The 19,615-nt window shown below is 68.4% G+C and carries 20 protein-coding genes; 6 read left to right on the top strand and 14 right to left on the bottom strand.

Annotation, left to right across the window (positions count from 1 at the left end; translation table 11 throughout):
- Nucleotides 1–36 precede the first annotated feature (36 nt).
- From tilS to J0F76_RS03825, 11 genes are all read right to left on the bottom strand, one after another.
- Nucleotides 37–1,272, bottom strand: coding sequence for a tRNA lysidine(34) synthetase TilS (gene tilS / locus J0F76_RS03875; protein WP_207465933.1), 1,236 nt, complete (start codon nt 1,270–1,272; stop codon nt 37–39).
- A 4-nt stretch (nt 1,273–1,276) separates the two neighbouring features.
- Nucleotides 1,277–2,179, bottom strand: coding sequence for a tol-pal system YbgF family protein (locus J0F76_RS03870; RefSeq protein WP_207465924.1), 903 nt, complete (start codon nt 2,177–2,179; stop codon nt 1,277–1,279).
- On the bottom strand, nt 2,176–2,715 hold the full coding sequence (pal, locus tag J0F76_RS03865) for a peptidoglycan-associated lipoprotein Pal (protein ID WP_207465922.1): 540 nt from the start codon (nt 2,713–2,715) through the stop codon (nt 2,176–2,178). Before pal ends, J0F76_RS03870 begins: the two co-directional genes overlap by 4 nt.
- Before the next feature lie 37 nt (nt 2,716–2,752).
- Nucleotides 2,753–4,072 (bottom strand): Tol-Pal system beta propeller repeat protein TolB, encoded by a 1,320-nt coding sequence (gene tolB, locus J0F76_RS03860; protein ID WP_207465920.1) that lies wholly within the window; start codon nt 4,070–4,072, stop codon nt 2,753–2,755.
- A gap of 45 nt (nt 4,073–4,117) precedes the next feature.
- The gene (locus J0F76_RS03855; RefSeq protein ID WP_207465918.1) at nt 4,118–6,031 is read right to left on the bottom strand and encodes a hypothetical protein; all 1,914 of its coding nucleotides are present in this window, start codon (nt 6,029–6,031) and stop codon (nt 4,118–4,120) included.
- 4 nt (nt 6,032–6,035) lie between these two features.
- Complete coding sequence (locus J0F76_RS03850) at nt 6,036–6,491, bottom strand: ExbD/TolR family protein (RefSeq protein WP_207465916.1); 456 nt, start codon at nt 6,489–6,491, stop codon at nt 6,036–6,038.
- 1 nt (nt 6,492) lies between these two features.
- A complete protein-coding gene (tolQ, locus tag J0F76_RS03845) occupies nt 6,493–7,185 on the bottom strand; it encodes a protein TolQ (RefSeq protein ID WP_207465914.1) in 693 nt (230 codons plus the stop codon).
- A 115-nt stretch (nt 7,186–7,300) separates the two neighbouring features.
- On the bottom strand, nt 7,301–7,711 hold the full coding sequence (gene ybgC, locus J0F76_RS03840; protein WP_207465912.1) for a tol-pal system-associated acyl-CoA thioesterase: 411 nt from the start codon (nt 7,709–7,711) through the stop codon (nt 7,301–7,303).
- The gene (locus tag J0F76_RS03835) at nt 7,711–8,286 is read right to left on the bottom strand and encodes a hypothetical protein (RefSeq protein ID WP_207465910.1); all 576 of its coding nucleotides are present in this window, start codon (nt 8,284–8,286) and stop codon (nt 7,711–7,713) included. Before J0F76_RS03835 ends, ybgC begins: the two co-directional genes overlap by 1 nt.
- A gap of 99 nt (nt 8,287–8,385) precedes the next feature.
- Nucleotides 8,386–9,012 (bottom strand): CoA transferase subunit B, encoded by a 627-nt coding sequence (locus tag J0F76_RS03830; RefSeq protein ID WP_207465908.1) that lies wholly within the window; start codon nt 9,010–9,012, stop codon nt 8,386–8,388.
- A complete protein-coding gene (locus J0F76_RS03825) occupies nt 9,012–9,725 on the bottom strand; it encodes a CoA transferase subunit A (protein WP_207465906.1) in 714 nt (237 codons plus the stop codon). Before J0F76_RS03825 ends, J0F76_RS03830 begins: the two co-directional genes overlap by 1 nt.
- Nucleotides 9,726–9,859: 134 nt before the next feature.
- Here J0F76_RS03825 and J0F76_RS03820 point away from each other — a divergent pair, with 134 nt between their 5' ends.
- Nucleotides 9,860–10,444 (top strand): LuxR C-terminal-related transcriptional regulator, encoded by a 585-nt coding sequence (locus tag J0F76_RS03820; RefSeq protein ID WP_207465904.1) that lies wholly within the window; start codon nt 9,860–9,862, stop codon nt 10,442–10,444.
- 48 nt (nt 10,445–10,492) lie between these two features.
- Here J0F76_RS03820 and topA read toward each other — a convergent pair whose 3' ends face one another.
- From topA to tldD, 3 genes are all read right to left on the bottom strand, one after another.
- Nucleotides 10,493–13,168, bottom strand: coding sequence for a type I DNA topoisomerase (topA, locus tag J0F76_RS03815; RefSeq protein WP_207465901.1), 2,676 nt, complete (start codon nt 13,166–13,168; stop codon nt 10,493–10,495).
- Nucleotides 13,169–13,266: 98 nt separating this feature from the next.
- Entirely contained in the window at nt 13,267–14,394 is a 1,128-nt protein-coding gene (dprA, locus tag J0F76_RS03810) for a DNA-processing protein DprA (RefSeq protein ID WP_207465898.1), read from the bottom strand.
- Between the two features lie 63 nt (nt 14,395–14,457).
- The gene (gene tldD, locus J0F76_RS03805) at nt 14,458–15,879 is read right to left on the bottom strand and encodes a metalloprotease TldD (protein ID WP_207465892.1); all 1,422 of its coding nucleotides are present in this window, start codon (nt 15,877–15,879) and stop codon (nt 14,458–14,460) included.
- A 182-nt stretch (nt 15,880–16,061) separates the two neighbouring features.
- On the opposite strand from tldD, the gene coxB reads away from it, so the two are divergent.
- The 5 genes from coxB to J0F76_RS03780 are packed head-to-tail and all read left to right on the top strand — an operon-like array spanning nt 16,062 to nt 19,561.
- Nucleotides 16,062–16,967 carry a cytochrome c oxidase subunit II gene (gene coxB, locus J0F76_RS03800; protein WP_207465890.1) on the top strand — a complete coding sequence of 302 codons (906 nt, stop codon included), beginning with the start codon at nt 16,062–16,064 and terminating at the stop codon, nt 16,965–16,967.
- A gap of 45 nt (nt 16,968–17,012) precedes the next feature.
- A complete protein-coding gene (gene cyoE, locus J0F76_RS03795; RefSeq protein ID WP_207465889.1) occupies nt 17,013–17,930 on the top strand; it encodes a heme o synthase in 918 nt (305 codons plus the stop codon).
- Nucleotides 17,930–18,130, top strand: coding sequence for a hypothetical protein (locus tag J0F76_RS03790; protein WP_207465887.1), 201 nt, complete (start codon nt 17,930–17,932; stop codon nt 18,128–18,130). The genes cyoE and J0F76_RS03790 overlap by 1 nt, the downstream gene beginning before the upstream one ends.
- Nucleotides 18,127–18,702 (top strand): cytochrome c oxidase assembly protein, encoded by a 576-nt coding sequence (locus J0F76_RS03785; RefSeq protein WP_207465886.1) that lies wholly within the window; start codon nt 18,127–18,129, stop codon nt 18,700–18,702. Before J0F76_RS03790 ends, J0F76_RS03785 begins: the two co-directional genes overlap by 4 nt.
- A gap of 28 nt (nt 18,703–18,730) precedes the next feature.
- Complete coding sequence (locus J0F76_RS03780) at nt 18,731–19,561, top strand: cytochrome c oxidase subunit 3 (RefSeq protein ID WP_207465884.1); 831 nt, start codon at nt 18,731–18,733, stop codon at nt 19,559–19,561.
- Nucleotides 19,562–19,615 lie beyond the last annotated feature (54 nt).

The following is a 19,615-nucleotide window of genomic DNA, read 5'->3' as shown; positions in this document are numbered from 1 at the left end:
TCGGTTGCCCTGAAAATAGGGATTATCGGCGCAGGTTCAATGCGCCATCACCAGCCTGTGGAAATCCGCCGCCCCGCGCAGCGGACGAACGTCGTAAGGCGCGGCCGCCCGGATCAGCGGGGCGGCGATCAGCCGGTCCCCTTCCCAGATGGCGGGGGTGGCGGCGGCTTCGTCCCGCCCCAGCCCCGACAGGCGCCATTTGACCCGCGCGACCTGGCCCATGCCAAGCGCGGCGACATGTTGATCTGACTTCAAGCCAATGATCTTCCAGCGGTTATCCCATGTCTCGCCTTGCGAATCAGGCGCCCGCAGGGCGGCGGCGGCTTCGCGCATCAGGCGGATGCGATCGCCCGCAGGTTCGATCAGGGCGCCGTCCAGGGTGACACGGTGGCCGGTCGCGATCGCGTTCAAGGCGTGCAGCACCGTGTTGCGGCGCGGAGGATAGTCGGCGCCGGTGATCCAGCGACAGGCTGCGACGATCAGCCGCCGGCGAATCTCGGGCGGGGCATCGCCATAGGCGCGCCGGGGCAGGGTCACGCTGCCATTGTGGATGATCGCATCCCGCGCGGCATGGGCGGCGTAATGGGACAGCGCGTCCCGCGCCTCTCCGATGTGGTTGGCGGCGCGGGCAAGGGCCGCGACGTCCAGGCCCATGGCGCCGATGGCCTTGCGGATGCGGATGCGGTCGAAATCCTCGTTCTCGTTGCTGGGATCGTCTGCCCAGGCGATCCCGCGCATCCGTAGCCAGTCGCGCAACTCCTGGCGCCCGGCACCCAGCATGGGGCGCAGCCACCGGGTGCCAAAGGCTTCCCGCCATTCGGCCATCGAGGCAAGGCCGTCGATCCCCGAGCCGCGCGCCAGCCGCATCAGCAGCGTTTCCGCCTGGTCGTCGGCGGTATGGCCCAGCAGGACGGCGGACAGGCCGTTTCGCTGCGCCCATCCCGCCAGCAGCCGCAGCCGCGCATCGCGCGCATTGGCCATGAGGTTGCCCGCCTCGGTTTCCCGCTGCCACAGCAGGGTCGCATGGGACAGGCCAAGGGCGCGGGCCGCGCGCCCGACCTGCCGCGCCTCGGCGGCGCTTTCGGGGCGCAGGCCGTGATCGACGGTGGCGACCATGATCCTGCGGCCGCGCCCCCATTCCGCCGCCATGTGCATCAGCGCGACCGAATCGCCGCCGCCTGACACGGCCACGCCAATCGCGGGCATATCGGCGGCCAGCCGATCCAGCGCGGCATGGATGCGAAGGGCCGGTCCGGGGGCGGGCAGGGTCATCGCGCTACTGGTGTTCGGACAGGTCGGCTTCGGCTTCCGAGTCGGCAAAGGCGCTGTCGACAGCCATGCCCAGGTCGTTGCTGCTGCAGGCAAGGCGGCTGAGCCGCGTTTCCGCCTCGGCCGCCGGGGGCGTCCCGGGAAAGCGGGCCGGGATCTCGGCCAGATAAAGGCAGGCGGCGGTCGCGTCGCCATCCTGCTCGACCACGCGGGCGATGCCAAGCAGGCTTTCGGCGGCTCGCGGACCGTCAGGGTCGGCCGCGAAGCCTTCAAGCCATGCGGCGGCCGCGCCTTTCGCGTCGCCAGCGCTGTCCAGCGCCGCGCCGCGCAGAAACAGCGCCTCGGCCGTCAGGGCGCCGCCGGCATGGGCCTCGGCCATGGCGCCGAACATCTCGGACGCGCGGCGGAAATCGCCGCTGGCCATGACCTGCCGCGCGGCTTCGAAATCGGCCTTCTCGCCCGCGCCTACGGGTTTGCCGCCCGTGCCGGCCTGAGGCGCCGCGGGCCCAAGGTTCGGCACCGGGCTGCCGGTCCGGCCCAGATCCTGCATGGTCAGGGCCGCCAAGTCGCAGGTTTCATCCATCTCGCACAGCCGGAACTCGATATCGGCGATGCGGCGGCTGCCATCGGCCACGATCCGGTCGATGCGGTTTCCCAACTGCTCGGTCCGGTCGGTCAGGCGGGCAAGGCGCTGCTCCATGGCGTTCATGCGGTCGATGGCGGCGTCTCCGCCCGCCGCCTGGAACCCCTCCGCGCCCGAGGCCACAAGCTCGGATCGCAGCGCCTGCAACTGGCCGCGCAAGTCCGTCAGGTCAGCGCGAAGATCGGCCAGCGTCGGTTCCTGCTGCGCCGTGGCGGGCAGGGCCACCGTCACCGCCAGAACGGCTGCGGCGATGGCGCGGCGGATCATGACCCGGCCCCGGCCGGGCTGACCACCGTCACCGCGCGGCGGTTCTTGGCATAGCAGGCCTCGTCCGAGCAGACCTCGCGCGGGCGTTCCTTGCCGAAGCTGAGCGTGCGCACCCGGTCCGAGCCCACGCCCTGTGCGATCAGGTATTCCTGGACCGCGCTGGCCCGGCGCGCACCCAGGGCAAGGTTGTATTCGCGGGTGCCGGTTTCCTCGGCATGGCCTTGGACCACGGCGTTGAAGTTCGCATGGGTGTTCAGCCATTGCGCCTGCCGCGCAAGGATTCCCCGCGCCTCGGCCGTCAGGGTCGTCTGGTTCGCCGCAAACAGAACGGTGTTGCCCACGGTGTCATTGAAATACTGCGCCGTCGCCTCGGTCCCCAGGGTGCCGCCCGCAAGGTCGCCCTGGTAAAGCGCACCGCCGCCCGCGCTGGCATAGGGATCGATCACCGCAGGCTGGGTAACCGGCGGCGCGGGCTGCGCACAGGCGGCAAGGGCCAGCAACAGGGCGGCGGCAGCGGGCTTCTTCCAGGCGATCATCGGGCTATCCTTCCGGTCGTTGTCCCGGCGCGGGGCTTCAGGGCATCAGGGGACCCCAAGAGGGGTCCGAGGCGGCAAAGTCAAGGCTCAGGGGTCGCATATTGCGCCCGGTGATGTCCACCGAATGCAACCGCGGCTGGCCATTCCCGCCCGGGGTCACCCGCGTGAACATCACCACGCGGCCATTGGGGGCCCAGGTCGGGGACTCGTCAAGGAAAGATTCGGTCAACGTCTTTTCGGCAGAACCGTCCGTGCGCATCGTCGCGATATGGAAGCGGTCGCCCACCTGCTTGGTGAAGGCGATCAGATCGCCCTTGGGCGACCATGCGGGCGATCCGTAGCGACCGTCGCCAAAGCTGATCCGGGTCGGCTCACCGCCGTTCACGCCAACGATGTACAGCTGCGGATTGCCCGAGCGGTCGGATTCGAACACGATCCGCTGCCCGTCCGGGCTGAACGAGGGTGCCGTGTCGATGGCGGGCGACTGCACCAGCGGGCGCTGCGCGCCGGATGCCGCGTCCATCAGCCAGATGTCGGTGTTGCCGCCCTGTTCGCGCGAAAACACGATGGAGCGTCCATCCGGGCTGAAGCGGGGCGAGAACGCCATGCTGTTCGTGTCCTGCGTCAAGGCGCGGGACGCCACTGTCGCGACCTCCATCACCCGGATCTGGGGAAAGCCGCTGTCGAAGCTGGTGTAAACCAGCCGCCGCCCGTCGCGGGAAAACTGCGGGGCCAGCACCAGGGACGAACTGTCGGTCATCCACAGGATGTTCTGGCCGTCATAGTCCATCACGCCGATGCGCTTGATCCGGGCGTCCTTCGGGCCGGTTTCCTGCACAAAGGCCACCCGGCTGTCGAAATAGGGCTGCTCGCCGGTCAGCCGGGCGTAGATCTGGTCTGCGATCTTGTGGGCCGCGCGGCGCCAGTCGGATGCGCGGGCGTCGAACTGCATCCTGTCGCCCTGCGCCTGGCCCGCGTAGACGTCGAACAGGCGGAACTTGACGCTGATCGCGTCGCCCGACTGCGTGACCTCGGCCGAGACAAGCGCCTGGGCATCGACCGCGCGCCAGTCCTCATAGGCGATCGCCTCGCCAAAGCTGCCGGGGCGGGCGACCTGGGCGTCTCGGGGGATCTCGCGGAACAGGCCCGTGCCCGTCAGGTCGGCGGCCACCACGTCGCGGATGCGGCCCGCGACCTCGGCATCGCCATGGAAGGCGGGCAGGGTGATGGCCATCGGCTCGGACACGCCGTCCGTCAGCTCGATCTTCAGGGGGCCGTCCTGCGCCAGCGCGGGCAGGGCGGTCGCCGTGGCGGCGGCCAGGGTCATCGACAGGGTCAAGGTCAGCGTGCGAAGCATCAAATCCTCATTGTCCTTGCAACAGGGCCGGGCCGGGGGCCGGCCTCAGTCAAATCCGATCCCGTCCGGGCGAAACTCGACCACGACGTCGCGCCAACGGCTGTATTTGTCAAAGGGCAGCGGAAAGCCCGCGCCGCCGCACATCATGATCGCGCGGCGCGCGACCTCGAAGGCGTGCTGCGCGCCGCCTTCCGAACCCCCCCGGTAATCGGCGATCCGCAGGCTGGCCTCGATGGGCCTGCCGTCGGCGGTCATGCTGAACCCGACCGAGACGGACATCCGCGATGCCTCGACCGACAGGGCGCCTTCGTTCCAGCACCGGCGCAGGGCCGCGCGGAAGGCGTCCTTCTCGGCCAGAGACAACGGCTCGGCCCCGGACAGGCTGGACATGTCGATGCCGTCCAGCGGCGTGGGGCGAATGGCCGAAGGCGCAAGCTGCATCGGTTCCAGGCCGCCTTGGGCCGCGTCCGCATCGTCCGCCGCACCCGCACCAGACATGGCCCCTGCCAGGGCTGCCGCAAGCGGGTCCTGCGCCGCCGAGGCGCCCGATCCGCCCTCGATCATCTGGCTGTCGCCGCCCGCCGCATCCCCGGTCGAGGCCGTGTCCGTGCTCTCCGCCCCGGCGCTGCCGTCCTGCGCCTCGCGCAGCGCATCTTCCAGCGCCTGCTGGCGCGCGGCTTCGGCGCGTTCAGCTGCGGCACGTTCCTCGGCCTCGCGCTCGGCAGCGATGCGGCGCTCCTCGGCTTCACGCTCGGCGGCCTCGGCCGCACGACGCTCCTCCTCGGCCTGCCGCTCGGCGGCTCGGCGCTCTTCCTCGGCACGACGCTCGGCCTCGGCACGGCGTTCCTCCTCGGCTTCCCGCTCGGCTTCGGCCTGACGTTCTTCTTCGGCCCGGCGCTCTGCTTCACGGGCTTCCGCCTCGCGGCGCTCGGCCTCGGCACGCTCGCGCTCTGCGGCTTCGGCGGCGCGGCGCTCTTCCTCGGCCTCGCGTTCAGCCTCGGCCGCCCGGTGTTCTTCCTCGGCGCGAGCTTCGGCCTCCCGGCGCTCGGCGGCCTCGCGCTCCGCCCGTTCAGCGGCTTCGCGCCGTGCCTGTGCCTCGCGGCGTTCCTCGGCAGCCTGCCTGTCGGCTTCGGCTTGCCGCTCGGCTTCGGCTTGCCTGTCGGCCTCCGCCTGCCGTTTTGCCTCGGCCTGCCGCTCCGCCTCGGCGGCAGCGGCCCGTTCGGCCCGGCGGGCTTCCTCGGCCGCTTCGCGTTCAGCGGTCAGGCGACGCTCGGCGACTTCAGCCGCTGCGGCTTCGGCTGCCGCACGCGCGGCTTCGGCGGCGGCCTGGCGTTCGGCCTCTTGCCGGGCCAGACGCGCGTTGCGGCGCTCCACCAATCCGTCGGGACGCAGCCGGGGCAGGGCCGAGCGATCCAGCGCCAGTTCCGACCTCGGCGCCACGGGCTCTGCCGCCTGATCAGCCAAGGGCGCGTCGGGCCGGCTTGGCCACGCGTCCGCCGGGGGCGAGCCGGCGTCAGCGGGGGCCACCGGACTGGCGTCCTCGTTCGTCTGGTTCCCGGCGGGGGCGCCAAGATCCGTCGCCACGGCAACGGGATCGGGGCGCGAGAAATCGGTCAGATCGGGCCCTGCGTCGGACGTGACCGGCTGGCCCAGATCCTGCGCCGCGTCCTGGGCGTCGGGCAGGCTAGCCGCGGCAGGCGCCTGAGCCGTATCCTCCTGCGCCGAGGGTTCCGGCATCGTCGCCACGGCGGATGCCTCGGGGCCGACCGGACCGGCCCCGCGCGATGCGGCGGCAAGCGCCTCGAACTCGGCCCCGCTGATGGTCGCGACCTCGGTGGTGCGCAGGGGCGTGGACGGCTGCGGGCGGAAGAACACGCCGCCCAGGATCGCCCACAGGATCAGCGCCCCATGCGCCGATCCCGAAACCCACCACCCGATGCGGCCCTCGCGGTCCTCCATGGCGTCAGCCGTCCATCCTCGGGCCGCCGGTATCCGTCACCAGCACGATGTCGGACAGGCCGGCCGCGTTCAGCGCACCCATTACCTGCACCACGCGGGCATAGGGGATCGCACCGTCGGCGCGCAGGAACACCCGCTGGCTTTCCCGCTGGGCCAGGATCTCGCGCAGGCGGGTCACGATCTGGTCGGGCGCCACCGGCGCGTCCATCAGCGTCACGTCGCCATCGGCGGGGATCGAGATGACCAGCGGCTCCTCGGGTTCGGTGGGCACGGCGGTGGCGGCGGTCTGAGGCAGGTTCAGGGGCACGCCCGCCGTCATCAGGGGCGCGGCCACCATGAAGATCACCAGCAGGACCAGCATCACGTCCACGAAGGGCGTCACGTTGATTTCCGACATCGGCGCGTTGCGGCGCCTGCCCCGGCCCTTGCGGCTGACCCGCTTGACGACAGCGGCGGACATCTCAGGCCTCGTCCATCTGGCGCGACAGCAGGGTCGAGAACTCGTCGGCAAACGATTCCCAGTTGCCGGTCACACGCTCGGCGTCGCCCGACAGCTTGTTGTAGAAGACCACCGCCGGGATGGCGGCCAGCAGGCCCAGGGCCGTGGCCAGCAGCGCCTCGGCAATGCCCGGCGCCACGACGGCCAGGCTGGTGTCCTGCGACATGGCGATCCCCTCGAAGGCGGTCTTGATGCCCCAGACGGTGCCGAACAGGCCGATGAAGGGCGCGGTAGACCCGACCGTCGCCAGGAACGACAGGCCCCGGAACAGGCGCGATTCCTCGCGCTGGATGGCGACGTTCATGGCCCGGTCGATGCGCGCGGGACCGCCGGGGATCAGCCCGCCGTCGTCGCGGTGGCTGCGGCGCCATTCGGTCATCCCTGCCGCGAAGATGCGTTCTGACGCGCCCGAGGGACGTTCCCCCAGCCTGTCATACAGGTCGTCCAGCGGCTCGCCCGACCAGAACGAGCGGTCGAAGCGGGCGGCTTCCTTGCGGGCCTGCGCGAAGACCAGGAATTTCTGGATGATGATCGCCCAGGCCCAGGCCGAGGCGACGATCAGCAGCACCATCACCACCTGCACCGTCAGCGAGGCGCGCGCAAACAGCGCCATCAGCGAGAAATCAAGGGCCTGCGCGGCCTGGATCGGTTCCATCGTCACTGCCTTTTCGTCGTGATCCATCACGGACCTGACCGGTTCGCGGTCGGTTTGCGGGCCTTCTAGCGCCTTCCTAGCAAAGGTTGCAGCCCCTTGCCGCAACACAATGCCGTCACTTTTCAGCAATATCCGAATGCGTCTCCAGAACATCGGTCAAGGCACGAGGCAGCCGCACCGGACGCCCCGCGCCGTCCAGGCAGGCCAGCGTCACGGCTGCGGTGAACAAGGAAACGCCGTCGCGACGGACGGTCTGGTCCACGACGATCCGCGCGGCGGTCAGGTGCGCCAGGCTTGTCTCGACCGACAGCAGGTCGTCGAATCGCGCGGGGCGCAGGTAGTCGGCCTCGATCCGGCGGACGGCAAAGACATGGCCGCTGTCGGCCTTGAGCCGCGCCTGGTCGATGCCCAGCGCGCGCAGCCATTCGGACCTGCCGCGCTCGATGAATTTCAGGTAGTTCGCGTAATACACGATCCCGGCCAGATCGGTGTCTTCGTAATAAACGCGGATGGGCAGCGAATGCATCAGGCGGCCCTCATCCGTGCCGCCAGCCGCAGGGCATGGGCGGGGTCCGTCGCCGCGACCGGCAGGACGGGGTCATAGGCCGCGCGGATCAGCGCCGCCATCGCGGCCGAGGGCGCAATGTCCTGCGCGAAGGTCAGGGCGCAGCGCATGAACAGCGCCTCGGCCAGTTGCGCGGGGTGGCTGTCGGCCAATGCACCTCCCATCCGCAGGAAACCCAAGCAGGCGCGGATGCCGCCATCGGCGTCAAAGCGGAACATGCGGTATTGATCGGCGCCGGACCGTTCCAGCCGCTCGCCCAGGCCCGGCGCATCCGTCAGCCGGTCGAGGTCGGGGATATCCGCCAGATCCGACCAGTCGCGGACGAAGAACAGCATCAGGTTCGCGCCCATCTCCGGGTCGGTCTCGGCCAGGGGATGGCCCGCATGGGCAAAGCCCGCCCGGATCGCGCCGCGAAAGATGTCCAGGCTTTCATCGGCCAGGCCGAAGATGACCGGCGCCACCGGGCGTCCCCAGCGGGCGCACAGGAACGTCCCGTCGGCGCGGGTGAACAATGCGGTGATCCGATCCGGCGTCATGCAGGGGCCTTTCACGTTGGCTCAAATATCCTGGGGGGAGTCGCCGAAACGGCGACGGGGGGCAAGGCCCCCCGCCGACATCTCACCATGCGGAACGCGTCACCCGACGATCGTTGCCTCTGTCGCGGCGCGCAGCTCCTCCTCGGTCACGCCCTCGGCGCACTCGACGATCCTCAGCCCGCCCGGCACCACGTCCAGAACGCCCAGGTTGGTGATGATGCGGTCCACCACGCCCTTGCCGGTCAGCGGCAGGGTGCATTTGCGCAGCACCTTCGACTCGCCCGCCTTGTTGGTGTGGTCCATGACCACGATCACGCGGCCCACGCCCGCGACCAGATCCATCGCGCCGCCCATGCCCTTGACCAGCTTGCCGGGGATCATCCAGTTGGCCAGGTCGCCGTTCTCGGCCACCTCCATGGCGCCCAGGATGGCGGCGGCGATCTTGCCGCCCCGGATCATCCCGAAGCTGGTCGCGCTGTCGAAATAGGCGGTGCGGTTCAGTTCCGTGATGGTCTGCTTGCCCGCGTTGATCAGGTCGGGGTCTTCCTCGCCCTCGAACGGGAAGGGTCCCATCCCCAGCATTCCGTTCTCGGATTGCAAGGTGATGTCCTTGTCGCCCACGTAGTTCGCCACCAGCGTCGGGATGCCGATGCCGAGGTTCACATACATCCCGTCTTCCAGTTCCTGCGCCGCCCGCGCGGCCATCTGGTTCCTGTCCCAAGCCATCAGGCGGTCTCCCTCTTGCGAACCGTGCGCTGTTCGATGCGCTTCTCGTGCTGTCCCTGCACGATCCGGTGGACATAGATGCCGGGCAGGTGGATCATGTCGGGGTCCAGAGACCCGCGCGGCACAATCTCCTCGACCTCGGCCACGCAGACCTTGCCGCACATCGCGGCGGGCGGGTTGAAGTTGCGGGCGGTCTTGCGGAACACCAGGTTGCCGGTGTCGTCGGCCTTCCAGGCCTTGACGATCGAGAGGTCCGCCACGATGCCGCGTTCCAGGATATAGTCCTGACCGTCGAAGGTCTTGACCTCCTTGCCCTCGGCGATGACGGTGCCCACGCCGGTCTTGGTGTAGAAGCCCGGAATGCCGCAGCCGCCCGCCCGCATCCGCTCGGCCAGCGTGCCCTGGGGGTTGAACTCCAGCTCCAGCTCGCCCGAGAGATACTGGCGCATGAACTCGGCGTTTTCGCCCACGTAGGAGGAGATCATCTTCCGGATCTGGCGCGTGTCCAGCAGCTTGCCCAGACCGAAGCCATCGACCCCGCAGTTGTTGGACGCGATGGTCAAGTCCTTGACCCCGCTTTTCACCAACGCATCGATTAGCAGTTCGGGGATGCCGCACAGGCCGAACCCCCCCGCCGCGATCAGCATCCCGTCATGCAGAAGTCCCTCAAGCGCTGCATCCGCGTCGGCGTAAACCTTTTTCGATCCTGTCATTCATCCGCCCCGATGGAATTGATGGCCCGGACGGTCCCGAATGTTTGCGCCGCCGTGTCATGGGAAATCCTGTCGCATGGGACAGGAATGCTCTATCCGTAAAAATACGTATGAGACTAAGTAGCGGTGCGACCATGCCCCAGCCTCGAACCCACGCCCTGACGCGGGACTACGACTCCCTCGGCTTTCGGAACGCCCCCGATGCCACCCTGATCCTGGCCGACCGGGTGATCGTCCGGGCCAGCCTGATGGTGGAAACGGTGTTCGGCTGGTCGCCAGCGGAGCTGGAGGGCCAATCCATGCGCGTCCTTTATCCCGGCCAGACCGACTTCCGGCTGGTGGGCGAACGCGCGCGCAGGGCCATGCAGGAAAACCCGTTCTACCAGGACGAGCGCTTCATGCGGCGCAAGAACGAACAGATCGTCTGGATGGAGGGCAGGGGCCGGACCCTGGGCCAGGACGACCCGCACCGCCTCGCGGTCTGGACCTATCGGCCCCTGGATGCCCCCGTCGCGGGCGGCGGCCCGCTGACGCCCACGGAAAAGCGCATCGCGCGCTATCTGGTCAACGGGTTCACCAGCAAGGAGATCGCCAAGTCGCTGGCCTGTTCGCACCGCACGGTCGAGGTGCATCGTGCCAACATGATCCGCAAGATGGGCGTGCGCAACAGTTCGGAACTGGTGGGACGGCTGCTGGATGCAGGCGCGGGCGGCGCATGAACCTGGGATCGCGGACTGCCGGGGCGGCGGATCGCGCCGCCCCGAGGATCACGCCTTGCCCGCCGCCTTTGGCGCGGCTTTCTTCGGTGCAGGCTTCTTGGCTGCGGGCTTTTTCGCAGCCTTGGCCTTGGGCGCGGCCTTCTTCCTGGCTGGCGACTTTCCCGCCTTGGCAGCGATCAGCTCCAACGCCTGCTCGACGGTCAGATCCTCGGGCGCGACATCGCGGGGCAGGGTGGCGTTGACCTTTTCCCATTTGACATAAGGACCATAGCGGCCGTTCATCACCTGGATCGCACCGCCGTCCGGGTGGTCCCCCATCTCGCGCAGGGGGGCCGCAGCCGCAGCCCGGCCACGCGTCTGCTTGGCGGCAAGGACCTCGACCGCGCGGTTCATGCCGATGGTGAAGACCTCGTCCACGTCGGGCAGGTTCGCGTATTTCGACCCATGCTTCACATAAGGACCGAAGCGGCCGAGCCCCGCCTCGATCAGTTCGCCGTCCTCAGGGTGGTTGCCCACCGGGCGGGGCAGCGACAGAAGCTGCACCGCCTTTTCCAGATCCAGCGTGGCCGGGTTCCAGCCCTTCGGGATGGACGACCGGGGCGGCTTGGGGTTGTCCTCGGTCGCCTCGCCCCGCTGGACATAGGGGCCGAAGCGCCCGGTCTTGAGGCTGATCGGATCGCCGTTGTCCTCGCCCAGGATGCGGTCGCCCACGGCTTCCTCGCCATCCGGCGCGGAGATCGGGCGCGTATAGCGGCATTCGGGATAGTTCGTGCAGCCGATGAAGGCCCCGCCCGACCGCGCGGTCTTGAGGTTCAGCCGCCCCTTGCCGCATAGCGGGCATTCGCGCGGGTCGCCTCCATCGGCGCGCGGCGGATACAGATGCGGGGCAAGCGCGTCGTCGATGGCGTCCAGAACCTCGGTGATGCGCAGTTCGGACGTGCCTTCAAGCGCCCGTGAAAAATCCTTCCAGAACCGCGCCAGAACCTCGCGCCAGACCAGGTCGCCCGCGCTGATCTCGTCCAGCTCGTTTTCCAGATCCGCCGTGAAGTCATAGCTGACATAGCGCGGGAAATACTTGGTCAGGAAGATCGTGACCAGGCGGCCCTTGTCTTCGGGGATCAGGCGGTTCTTGTCCTTGCGGACGTATTCGCGGTCCTGGATCGTGGTGACGATGCTGGCATAGGTGGACGGACGCCCGATGCCCAGTTCCTCCATCCGCTTGACCAATGTGGCCTCGGTATAGCGCGGGGGCGGCTGCGTGAAATGCTGGCGCGCGGCCACGGCGGCGCTGTCGTTCAGCAAGAGGCCCGGCGCGGCGCGCTGGCCCGAGGGGGCTGACGGGACCGGGTCGTCCTTTTCGCGCGCTTTGGCGAACTCGGCCTCGAAGGCGCGGCCGACCAGTTTCGCGGCTTCGCCCTGCTGGATGGCGGGCAGGCGGGCGCCGTCCTCTCCGTCGTCGTCGTCGCGGCCCTGGTCATAGACGCGCAGGAAGCCGTCGAACAGGATCACCTGGCCGGTCGCGCGCAGGCCCACCTGGTTGTCGGGGCTGGCGATCTCGACCGTGGTGCGCTCCATTCGGGCGGCTTCCATCTGGCTGGCAATGGTGCGCTTCCAGATCAGGTCATAGAGCTTGCGCTGATCGTCCGCCGTGACCTTCAGCCGGTCGGGCGACAGCATCATGTCGGTGGGGCGGATACATTCGTGGGCTTCCTGCGCGTTCTTGGCCTTGTTCTTGTACATCCGCGGGCTGGAGGGGACGTACTTGTCGCCGAACTTGGCCTTGATCGCATCGCGCGCGGCATGGACCGCCTCGGGCGCCATGTCGATGCCGTCGGTCCGCATGTAGGTGATCAGCCCGGCCTCATACAGGCGCTGCGCCGCCGACATGCAGGCCTTGGCGCCCATGCCCAGCTTGCGCGACGCCTCTTGTTGCAGGGTCGAGGTCATGAAGGGGGGCCAGGGATTGCGGGTCGCGGGCTTGGCGGCGACCGAGGTCACGCGCAGGTCGCGGCTGGCCACCGCGCTGACTGCCATGGCAGCCTTTTCCGCCGTCGGCAGGTCGAAGCGGTCCAGCTTGGACCCGGCCAGCGAGACCAGGGTCGCGTCGTATTCTGCGCCGCCCGGCGTTGCCAGGCGGGCATGGACCGACCAGTATTCGCGGGCCTTGAAGGCCTCGATCTCCATTTCCCGGTCCACGATCAGGCGCAGGCAGACGGACTGCACCCGGCCCGCCGACTTGGCGCCCGGCAGCTTGCGCCACAGGACCGGCGAAAGGTTGAAGCCGACAAGATAATCCAGCGCGCGCCGGGCCAGATAGGCATCGACCAGCGGCTGGTCGATCTGGCGGGGGTTCGCCATGGCCTCGGTCACGGCGGTCTTGGTGATGGCGTTGAAGGTGACGCGGTTGACGGCCGCACCCTTCTTCAGGGCCGGGGACAGGGCTTCCAGCAGATGCCAGGAGATCGCCTCGCCCTCGCGGTCGGGGTCGGTGGCCAGGATCAGGTTCTGGTCGTCCTTCAGCGCATCCTTGATGGCCTTGAGGTGCTTGCGGCTGTCGGCCGCGACCTCCCATTTCATGGCGAAGTCGGCGTCGGGATCGACGCTGCCGTCCTTGGGGGGCAGGTCGCGGACATGGCCAAAGGATGCCAGCACGCGATAGTCGCCGCCGAGGTACTTCTCGATGGTCTTGGCCTTGGCCGGGGATTCGACGACGACGACTGGCATTTCAAACCTCGAGGCGCACCTTTGCGATGGGCCGGGAACATGGGTCGGGGGCCTGCCAGTGTCAACCGGGGGAAATCATCCGGTGCCCGCGCCTGCCGTCAGCCAAGCGCCAGCCGGCCGCCCGGCACGCGCAGCAGCCGGCCCTGCAGTTCCAGCGACAGGATCGCCGCGCTGGCTGCGGCGGCAGGCAGGCCCAGGTCGCGGATCACGTCGTTTTCGTCCGAAGGCGAGGGGCCGAGGCGCGACAGGATCTTCGCCTCGATCTGCCCCGGCTCGGCGGGCTCGGGGTGCGGGGCGGGCGCGGGCGCCGTCTCCATGCCGGCAGGCTCCGCCTCGCGGCCCAGCGCCGCGCAGACATCGGCCGAATTGCGCACCAGCAGCGCGCCGTCGCGGATCAACTGGTTGCAGCCCGAGGCCCGGGCATCCATGGGGTGGCCCGGCACGGCCATCACCTCGCGGCCCTGGTCCAGCGCGTTCTTGGCGGTGATCAGCGTGCCGGACCGATGCGCGGCCTCGATCACGACGACGGCCAGCGACAGGCCCGACACGATGCGGTTGCGGGTCGGGAAATGACGGGCCTGTGGCTCGGTCCCGGGCGGCTGCTCGGACACCAGCACGCCCTTTTCGGCGATCTGCGCGGCCAGGATGACGTTTTCGGCGGGGTAGATCACGTCGACGCCCCCCGCCATCACGGCGACGGTGCCCGTGGGCAGGGCCGCGGTGTGGGCGGCCGTGTCGATGCCGCGCGCAAGGCCCGCGACGACCGTATGCCCGGCCTCGCCCAGACCCGCCGCCATGCCGCGCGCCATGCGCAGGCCCAATGAGGATGCGTTGCGCGCCCCGATCACCGCGACCGGGTTCCTTGACAGCCAGGCGGGATCGCCGCGCACCCACAGGACCGGCGGCGCCCCGTCGATGTCGCGCAGCGCGGCGGGATAAAGCGGCGAATCGCAGCGGACCAGCCGGGCGCCGACCTTGCGGCCCGCCGCCAGTTCCGCCGCCGCCACGCCTTCGGGGCAGGCCTCGTAATCGCTGATGCCCGCCGCCGCCGCGATGGCGGGCAGGGCATCCAGTGCCGCCCGCGCGCTGCCGTGTTCGGCCACAAGCCGGTGATAGGTCGCCGGCCCGACACGGCGAGAGCGGATGAGACGGAGAACGGACAGGTCATCGTCCCCAGCAGTCGTGGGGTTGCTGGGTCGTGTAAAGGGAAGATGCCCGGTATCCATGCTGCCTCCGCCTCATCCGGGAATCATCCTTACCGGCGAGGCATTAACAACTGGTTAGCGCCCTCAGGCGGCCGAGCCGCCCACCGTCAGGCCTCCGATCAGCAGTGTCGGCTGGCCGACTCCGACCGGCACCCATTGACCCTGCTTGCCGCAGTTGCCGATGCCCGGGTCCAGCGTCATGTCGTTGCCGATGGCGCGCACGTGCTGCAACGCGGTCGCGCCGTCGCCGATCAGCGTGGCGCCGCGAATCGGATCGCCGACGACGCCGTTCCTGACGCGATAGGCCTCGGTGCAGGAAAAGACGAACTTGCCGTTGGTGATGTCCACCTGGCCCCCGCCGAAACCCACGGCATAGATGCCGTCCCTCAGGTCCGCCAGGATCGCCGCCGGATCGGCGTCGCCGCCGGGCATGTAGGTGTTGGTCATCCGCGGCATCGGCGCATGGGAGAAGCTTTGGCGGCGCCCGTTGCCGGTCGGCTCGACACCCATCAGCCGCGCGTTCTGGCGGTCCTGCATGTAGCCCACCAGGATGCCGTCCTCGATCAGGACGTTGCGGGCGGGGGGCATCCCCTCGTCGTCGACGCCGATGCTGCCGCGGCGGTCGGGAATGGTTCCGTCATCGACCACGGTGACGCCCGGTGCCGCGACCCGCTGGCCCATCAAACCGGCGAAGGCCGAGGCCTTCTTGCGGTTGAAGTCGCCTTCCAGGCCGTGACCCACCGCCTCGTGCAGCAGGATGCCGGGCCAGCCGGGGCCAAGCACCACGTCCATCACCCCTGCCGGCGCGGGAACGGACCGCAGGTTGACCAGCGCGATGCGCAGGGCCTCGTCCACGGCGGGCTGCCAGTGGGCCGGGTCCATCAGGCCGGCCAGGGACACGCGCCCGCCGCCGCCATGGCCGCCGGATTCACGGCGGTCGTTGTTTTCCACGATGACGCTGACATTCAGCCGCGCCATCGGGCGGATGTCGGTGACAAGCCCGCCCTCGGGCCGCAGGATCGCGACCTCTTGCAGCGAGGAGGCCAGCGACACCGTCACCTGCACCACGCGGGGATCGCGCGAGCGGGCGTAGTCGTCGATCCGGCGCAGAAGCTCGATCCGGGTGGCGAAGGGGATGCCCTCGGCGGGGTCGGCGGCCATGTACATGGGCTGGACCTGCATGGGCGGGGCGGGGGCCAGGATGCCGCCGCCTTGGCCCACGGCCAGCCGCGCCGTCTCGGCCGCTCGGCGCAGGGCGGGTTCGGAGATCTCGGTCCCGTGGGCATAGCCCGTGACCTTGCCCCGAACGGCGCGCAGGCCGAATCCCTGCTCGGCGGTATAGCCGGAATTGCGCAGCCGCCCGTCGTCGAAGACCAGCGATTCCCCCACCGACCGTTCCAGGAACAGCTCTCCGTCGTCGGCGCCCGCGACGGCATCGCGCAGGATGGCAAGGGCGCGGTCGCGGTCCAGGTGGGTGGCAAAGGGATCGAAGGGGGAACGGCTCATGGCGGGATCGTCTTTCGCAGCAGCGGGGGACCAGGCGGCGCAATGCCGGTATTTTGCACGGACAGGCTTATGTATCGCTTGCCCGTAGGGTCGAGATATGGTCATAGAACAGGGATTGTTAAAGGAAAAGGGTGCCTTCGGGCGCCTGCGGTCGCGCGGCCGCGTCAGGATAACGGGATGGAATGATGGCAATAGCGATGATTCGCCGTGGGGTCGCGGCAGCGTCCGGGCTTGCGACAGCGGGAATGATGGCCAGCTCTGCCTTGGCGCAGGACGTTCTGGGAGAGCTGCCGGTGATCGGCAAGCCCGAGCCGAGGGGCGTGAACTTCCAGCCCGCCGCCACGGAACTGGCGCGCGACCAGCAATGGCTGGACCACTTCGTGCTGATCATCATCACCGTCATCACGATCTTCGTCTGCCTGCTGCTGCTGGCCGTCATCCTGCGCTACAACAGCCGCTCGAACCCGGTTCCGGCGAAGTTCACGCACAACACCCCGCTGGAGATCGGCTGGACGCTGGTGCCGGTGCTGATCCTCGTGACGATCGGCGCGTTCTCGCTGCCCGCGCTGTTCCGCAGCCAGGAAATGCCCGCCGATCCCGACGTCGTCATCAAGGCCATCGGCAACCAGTGGTACTGGTCCTACGAATACCCTGAAAACGGCATCAGCTTCGACGCGATCATGCTGACGAAGGAAGAACTGGCCGCGAACGGCTATGCCGAGGACGAATATCTGCTGGCGACCGACAATGCCGTCGTCGTGCCCGTCGGCCAGACCGTGCTGCTGCAGGTGACCGCCAACGACGTGATCCACAGCTGGACCATCCCGGCCTTTGCCGTGAAGCAGGACGCCGTTCCCGGCCGGATCGCGCAGGCCTGGTTCAACGTCGAGCAGGAAGGCGTCTACTTCGGCCAGTGCAGCGAGCTTTGCGGCATCAACCACGCCTACATGCCGATCGTCGTGAAGGCGGTCAGCCCCGAGGTCTATGCCCAGTGGGTCGCCGAACAGGGCGGCACCCCGGCGGGCGAGGCCGCAACCGCTGCCGCTGAAAGCCCGGCGGCCAATCTCCAGGTGGCCAAGGCCGACTGATTGTCGGCCAGACCAGCCTTATTAGCAAGACGATCCGAAGACGACATGATCGACATCAACGCATATGAAGGCACCCCCGAGGCCGAGTTCCGCGATTTCGTCGCGCTGCTGAAGCCGCGGGTGATGTCGCTGGTCGTCTTCACGGCCTTCGTGGGCCTGTGGGTCGCGCCGGTGGACGTGCATCCCTTCATCGCCTTCTGCTCGGTCCTGTTCATCGCGCTGGGGGGCGGGGCCTCGGGCGCGCTGAACATGTGGTATGACGCCGACATCGACGCGGTGATGCGGCGCACGCAAGGCCGGCCGATCCCGTCGGGCCGGATCGACGGCAGTTCGGCCCTGGCGCTGGGGCTGATCCTGGCGGGCTTTTCCGTGATGATGCTGGGGCTGGCGGCGAACTGGTTCGCGGCGGGCTTCCTGGCCTTCACGATCTTCTTCTATGCCGTGGTCTACACGATCTGGCTGAAGCGCTGGACGCCGCAGAACATCGTCATCGGCGGCGCGGCGGGGGCCTTTCCGCCGATGATCGGCTGGGCCTGCGCCACTGGCGGGATCAGCCTCGAATCCTTGCTGATGTTCGCGCTGGTCTTCTTCTGGACGCCGCCGCATTTCTGGGCGCTCGCGCTGTTCATGAAGTCGGACTATCACGCGGCCAAGGTGCCGATGCTGACGGTCACGCATGGCCGCCCGGCGACCCGCCGCCACATCTTCGCCTATACGCTGGTGCTGGCGCCCTTCGCGATCTGGCTGGGGCTGACGTCGGTCGGCGGACCGGTCTACCTGGCGGCCTCGGTGGTGCTGAACGCGCTGTTCATCCATGGCGGCTGGCAGATCCTGCGCCGGTCCGAGGATGCGGCCATCGCCGACGGCTATGCGGTGGAGAAGCGCGTCTTCAAGCTGTCGCTGAACTATCTGTTCCTGCATTTCGTTGCGCTTCTGGTGCAAAATTGGCTGGGGGCTTGGTGATGCCGCTGAACGCCGAGCACGAAATCCACCGCCGCCGCCGGTCGCGCAATGTCGGACTGGGCATCGTCCTTGTCGCCTTTGTCGCGCTGGTCTTCGGCCTCACGGTCGTCAAGGTCCAGCAGGGCGACATGATGGAGGCTTTCGATCACCAGCCCCGCGTCTCGGTCCTGCCGTCCGAACAGCCGGAGCCCGCCCGATGAGCCGCCGGATGTCGCCCGAGGCGAAGACCGTCACCGCCCTGGTGGGCGTCGTCGTGACCATGGGAGCCCTGGCCTGGGCCGCCGTGCCCTTCTACGACTGGTTCTGCCGCGTCACCGGCTATGGCGGCACCACGCAGGTGTCGCAGGCCGGATCGGACACGGTTTTGGACGAGGTGATCCGCGTGCGCTTCGACGCCAACGTGGACCCGAACCTCGACTGGACGTTCCGGCCCATGCAAAGCAGCATGGAACTGAAGATCGGCGAGAACGGGCTGGCTTTCTACGAGGCGATCAACAATTCGGATGTGCCGATCACCGGCACCGCCAGCTACAACGTCGCGCCGGAAGTGGCGGGCTATTACTTCAGCAAGATCGAATGCTTCTGCTTCACGGAACAGGTCCTGCAGCCGGGCGAGCGGATCGAGATGCCGGTCAGCTTCTTCGTCGATCCCGAGCTTGTGGGCGACCGCGACGCGTCTTGGGTCAGGGACATCACCCTGTCCTACACCTTCCACCGGACCGAGCCGAAGCAGGCGGCGCTTGACGCCGCCCCGGCCGATAACGTCAACTGAACACTCAAGGAGCCGACGGGGACAGCTCATGGCGCACGCAAAGAACCACGATTACCATATCCTTCCGCCGTCGATCTGGCCCTTTATCTCAGCGATCTCGGCCTTCCTGATGCTGTATGGCGCGGTCGGCTGGATGCACGCGGACGAGGTGCACCTGCTGGGCATTCCGGTCAGCGGTCCCTGGCTGTTCCTGATCGGCTTCGTCGGCGTGCTTTACGTGATGTACAGCTGGTGGGCCGACGTGATCCGCGAAAGCCAGGCGGGCGACCATACCCCCGTGGTGCGCATCGGCCTGCAATACGGCTTCATCCTGTTCATCATCTCCGAGGTGATGTTCTTCGTCGCGTGGTTCTGGAACTTCATCAAGCAGGCCATGTATCCGATGGGGCCGGAAAGCCCGATCAAGGACGGCGTCTGGCCGCCCGAGGGGATCACGACCTTCGACCCATGGCACCTGCCCTTCATCAACACGCTGATCCTGCTGCTGTCGGGCGTGGCCGTGACCTGGGCGCACCATGCGCTGGTCCACGACAACGACCGCAAGACCACCATCAACGGCCTGATCATCGCGGTGGTCCTGGGCGTCGTGTTCTCGATCCTGCAGGCCTACGAATACAGCCACGCCGCCTTCGGCCTGGCCGACACCGCCTATGCGGGCGCCTTCTACCTGGCGACCGGCTTCCACGGCTTCCATGTCATCATCGGCACGATCTTCCTGGCCGTGTGCCTGCTGCGCCTGATGAACGGCCAGATGGATCAGGAAAAGCACATCGGCTTCGAAGCGGCCGCCTGGTACTGGCACTTCGTCGATGTCGTCTGGCTGTTCCTGTTCGCCGTGGTGTATGTCTGGGGCAGCTGACAGGCCCCACACTGAAATGCGACGCGCGGGGCCGATCCTCGCGCGTTTTTCTTT

It is taken from the genome of Paracoccus fontiphilus (assembly GCF_017356265.1).
Classification (GTDB): Bacteria; Pseudomonadota; Alphaproteobacteria; order Rhodobacterales; family Rhodobacteraceae; genus Paracoccus; species Paracoccus fontiphilus.
The sequence above is the reverse complement of the archived record's forward strand: the minus strand, read 5'-3'. Positions and strand labels throughout refer to the sequence as shown.

What these genes read in the sequence shown, in the direction of transcription:
- cyoE (WP_207465889.1), top strand. Translation starts at nt 17,013, where the DNA reads ATGATCGACATCAACGCATATGAAGGCACCCCCGAGGCCGAGTTCCGC.
- J0F76_RS03825 (WP_207465906.1), bottom strand. Translation starts at nt 9,725, where the DNA reads ATGACAGGATCGAAAAAGGTTTACGCCGACGCGGATGCAGCGCTTGAG.
- J0F76_RS03780 (WP_207465884.1), top strand. Translation starts at nt 18,731, where the DNA reads ATGGCGCACGCAAAGAACCACGATTACCATATCCTTCCGCCGTCGATC.
- tolB (WP_207465920.1), bottom strand. Translation starts at nt 4,072, where the DNA reads ATGCTTCGCACGCTGACCTTGACCCTGTCGATGACCCTGGCCGCCGCC.
- tilS (WP_207465933.1), bottom strand. Translation starts at nt 1,272, where the DNA reads ATGACCCTGCCCGCCCCCGGACCGGCCCTTCGCATCCATGCCGCGCTG.
- J0F76_RS03820 (WP_207465904.1), top strand. Translation starts at nt 9,860, where the DNA reads ATGCCCCAGCCTCGAACCCACGCCCTGACGCGGGACTACGACTCCCTC.
- pal (WP_207465922.1), bottom strand. Translation starts at nt 2,715, where the DNA reads ATGATCGCCTGGAAGAAGCCCGCTGCCGCCGCCCTGTTGCTGGCCCTT.
- J0F76_RS03785 (WP_207465886.1), top strand. Translation starts at nt 18,127, where the DNA reads ATGAGCCGCCGGATGTCGCCCGAGGCGAAGACCGTCACCGCCCTGGTG.
- J0F76_RS03855 (WP_207465918.1), bottom strand. Translation starts at nt 6,031, where the DNA reads ATGGAGGACCGCGAGGGCCGCATCGGGTGGTGGGTTTCGGGATCGGCG.
- J0F76_RS03790 (WP_207465887.1), top strand. Translation starts at nt 17,930, where the DNA reads ATGCCGCTGAACGCCGAGCACGAAATCCACCGCCGCCGCCGGTCGCGC.
- coxB (WP_207465890.1), top strand. Translation starts at nt 16,062, where the DNA reads ATGATGGCAATAGCGATGATTCGCCGTGGGGTCGCGGCAGCGTCCGGG.
- J0F76_RS03870 (WP_207465924.1), bottom strand. Translation starts at nt 2,179, where the DNA reads ATGATCCGCCGCGCCATCGCCGCAGCCGTTCTGGCGGTGACGGTGGCC.
- dprA (WP_207465898.1), bottom strand. Translation starts at nt 14,394, where the DNA reads ATGGATACCGGGCATCTTCCCTTTACACGACCCAGCAACCCCACGACT.
- topA (WP_207465901.1), bottom strand. Translation starts at nt 13,168, where the DNA reads ATGCCAGTCGTCGTCGTCGAATCCCCGGCCAAGGCCAAGACCATCGAG.
- J0F76_RS03830 (WP_207465908.1), bottom strand. Translation starts at nt 9,012, where the DNA reads ATGGCTTGGGACAGGAACCAGATGGCCGCGCGGGCGGCGCAGGAACTG.
- tldD (WP_207465892.1), bottom strand. Translation starts at nt 15,879, where the DNA reads ATGAGCCGTTCCCCCTTCGATCCCTTTGCCACCCACCTGGACCGCGAC.
- J0F76_RS03850 (WP_207465916.1), bottom strand. Translation starts at nt 6,491, where the DNA reads ATGTCCGCCGCTGTCGTCAAGCGGGTCAGCCGCAAGGGCCGGGGCAGG.
- J0F76_RS03835 (WP_207465910.1), bottom strand. Translation starts at nt 8,286, where the DNA reads ATGACGCCGGATCGGATCACCGCATTGTTCACCCGCGCCGACGGGACG.
- tolQ (WP_207465914.1), bottom strand. Translation starts at nt 7,185, where the DNA reads ATGGAACCGATCCAGGCCGCGCAGGCCCTTGATTTCTCGCTGATGGCG.
- ybgC (WP_207465912.1), bottom strand. Translation starts at nt 7,711, where the DNA reads ATGCATTCGCTGCCCATCCGCGTTTATTACGAAGACACCGATCTGGCC.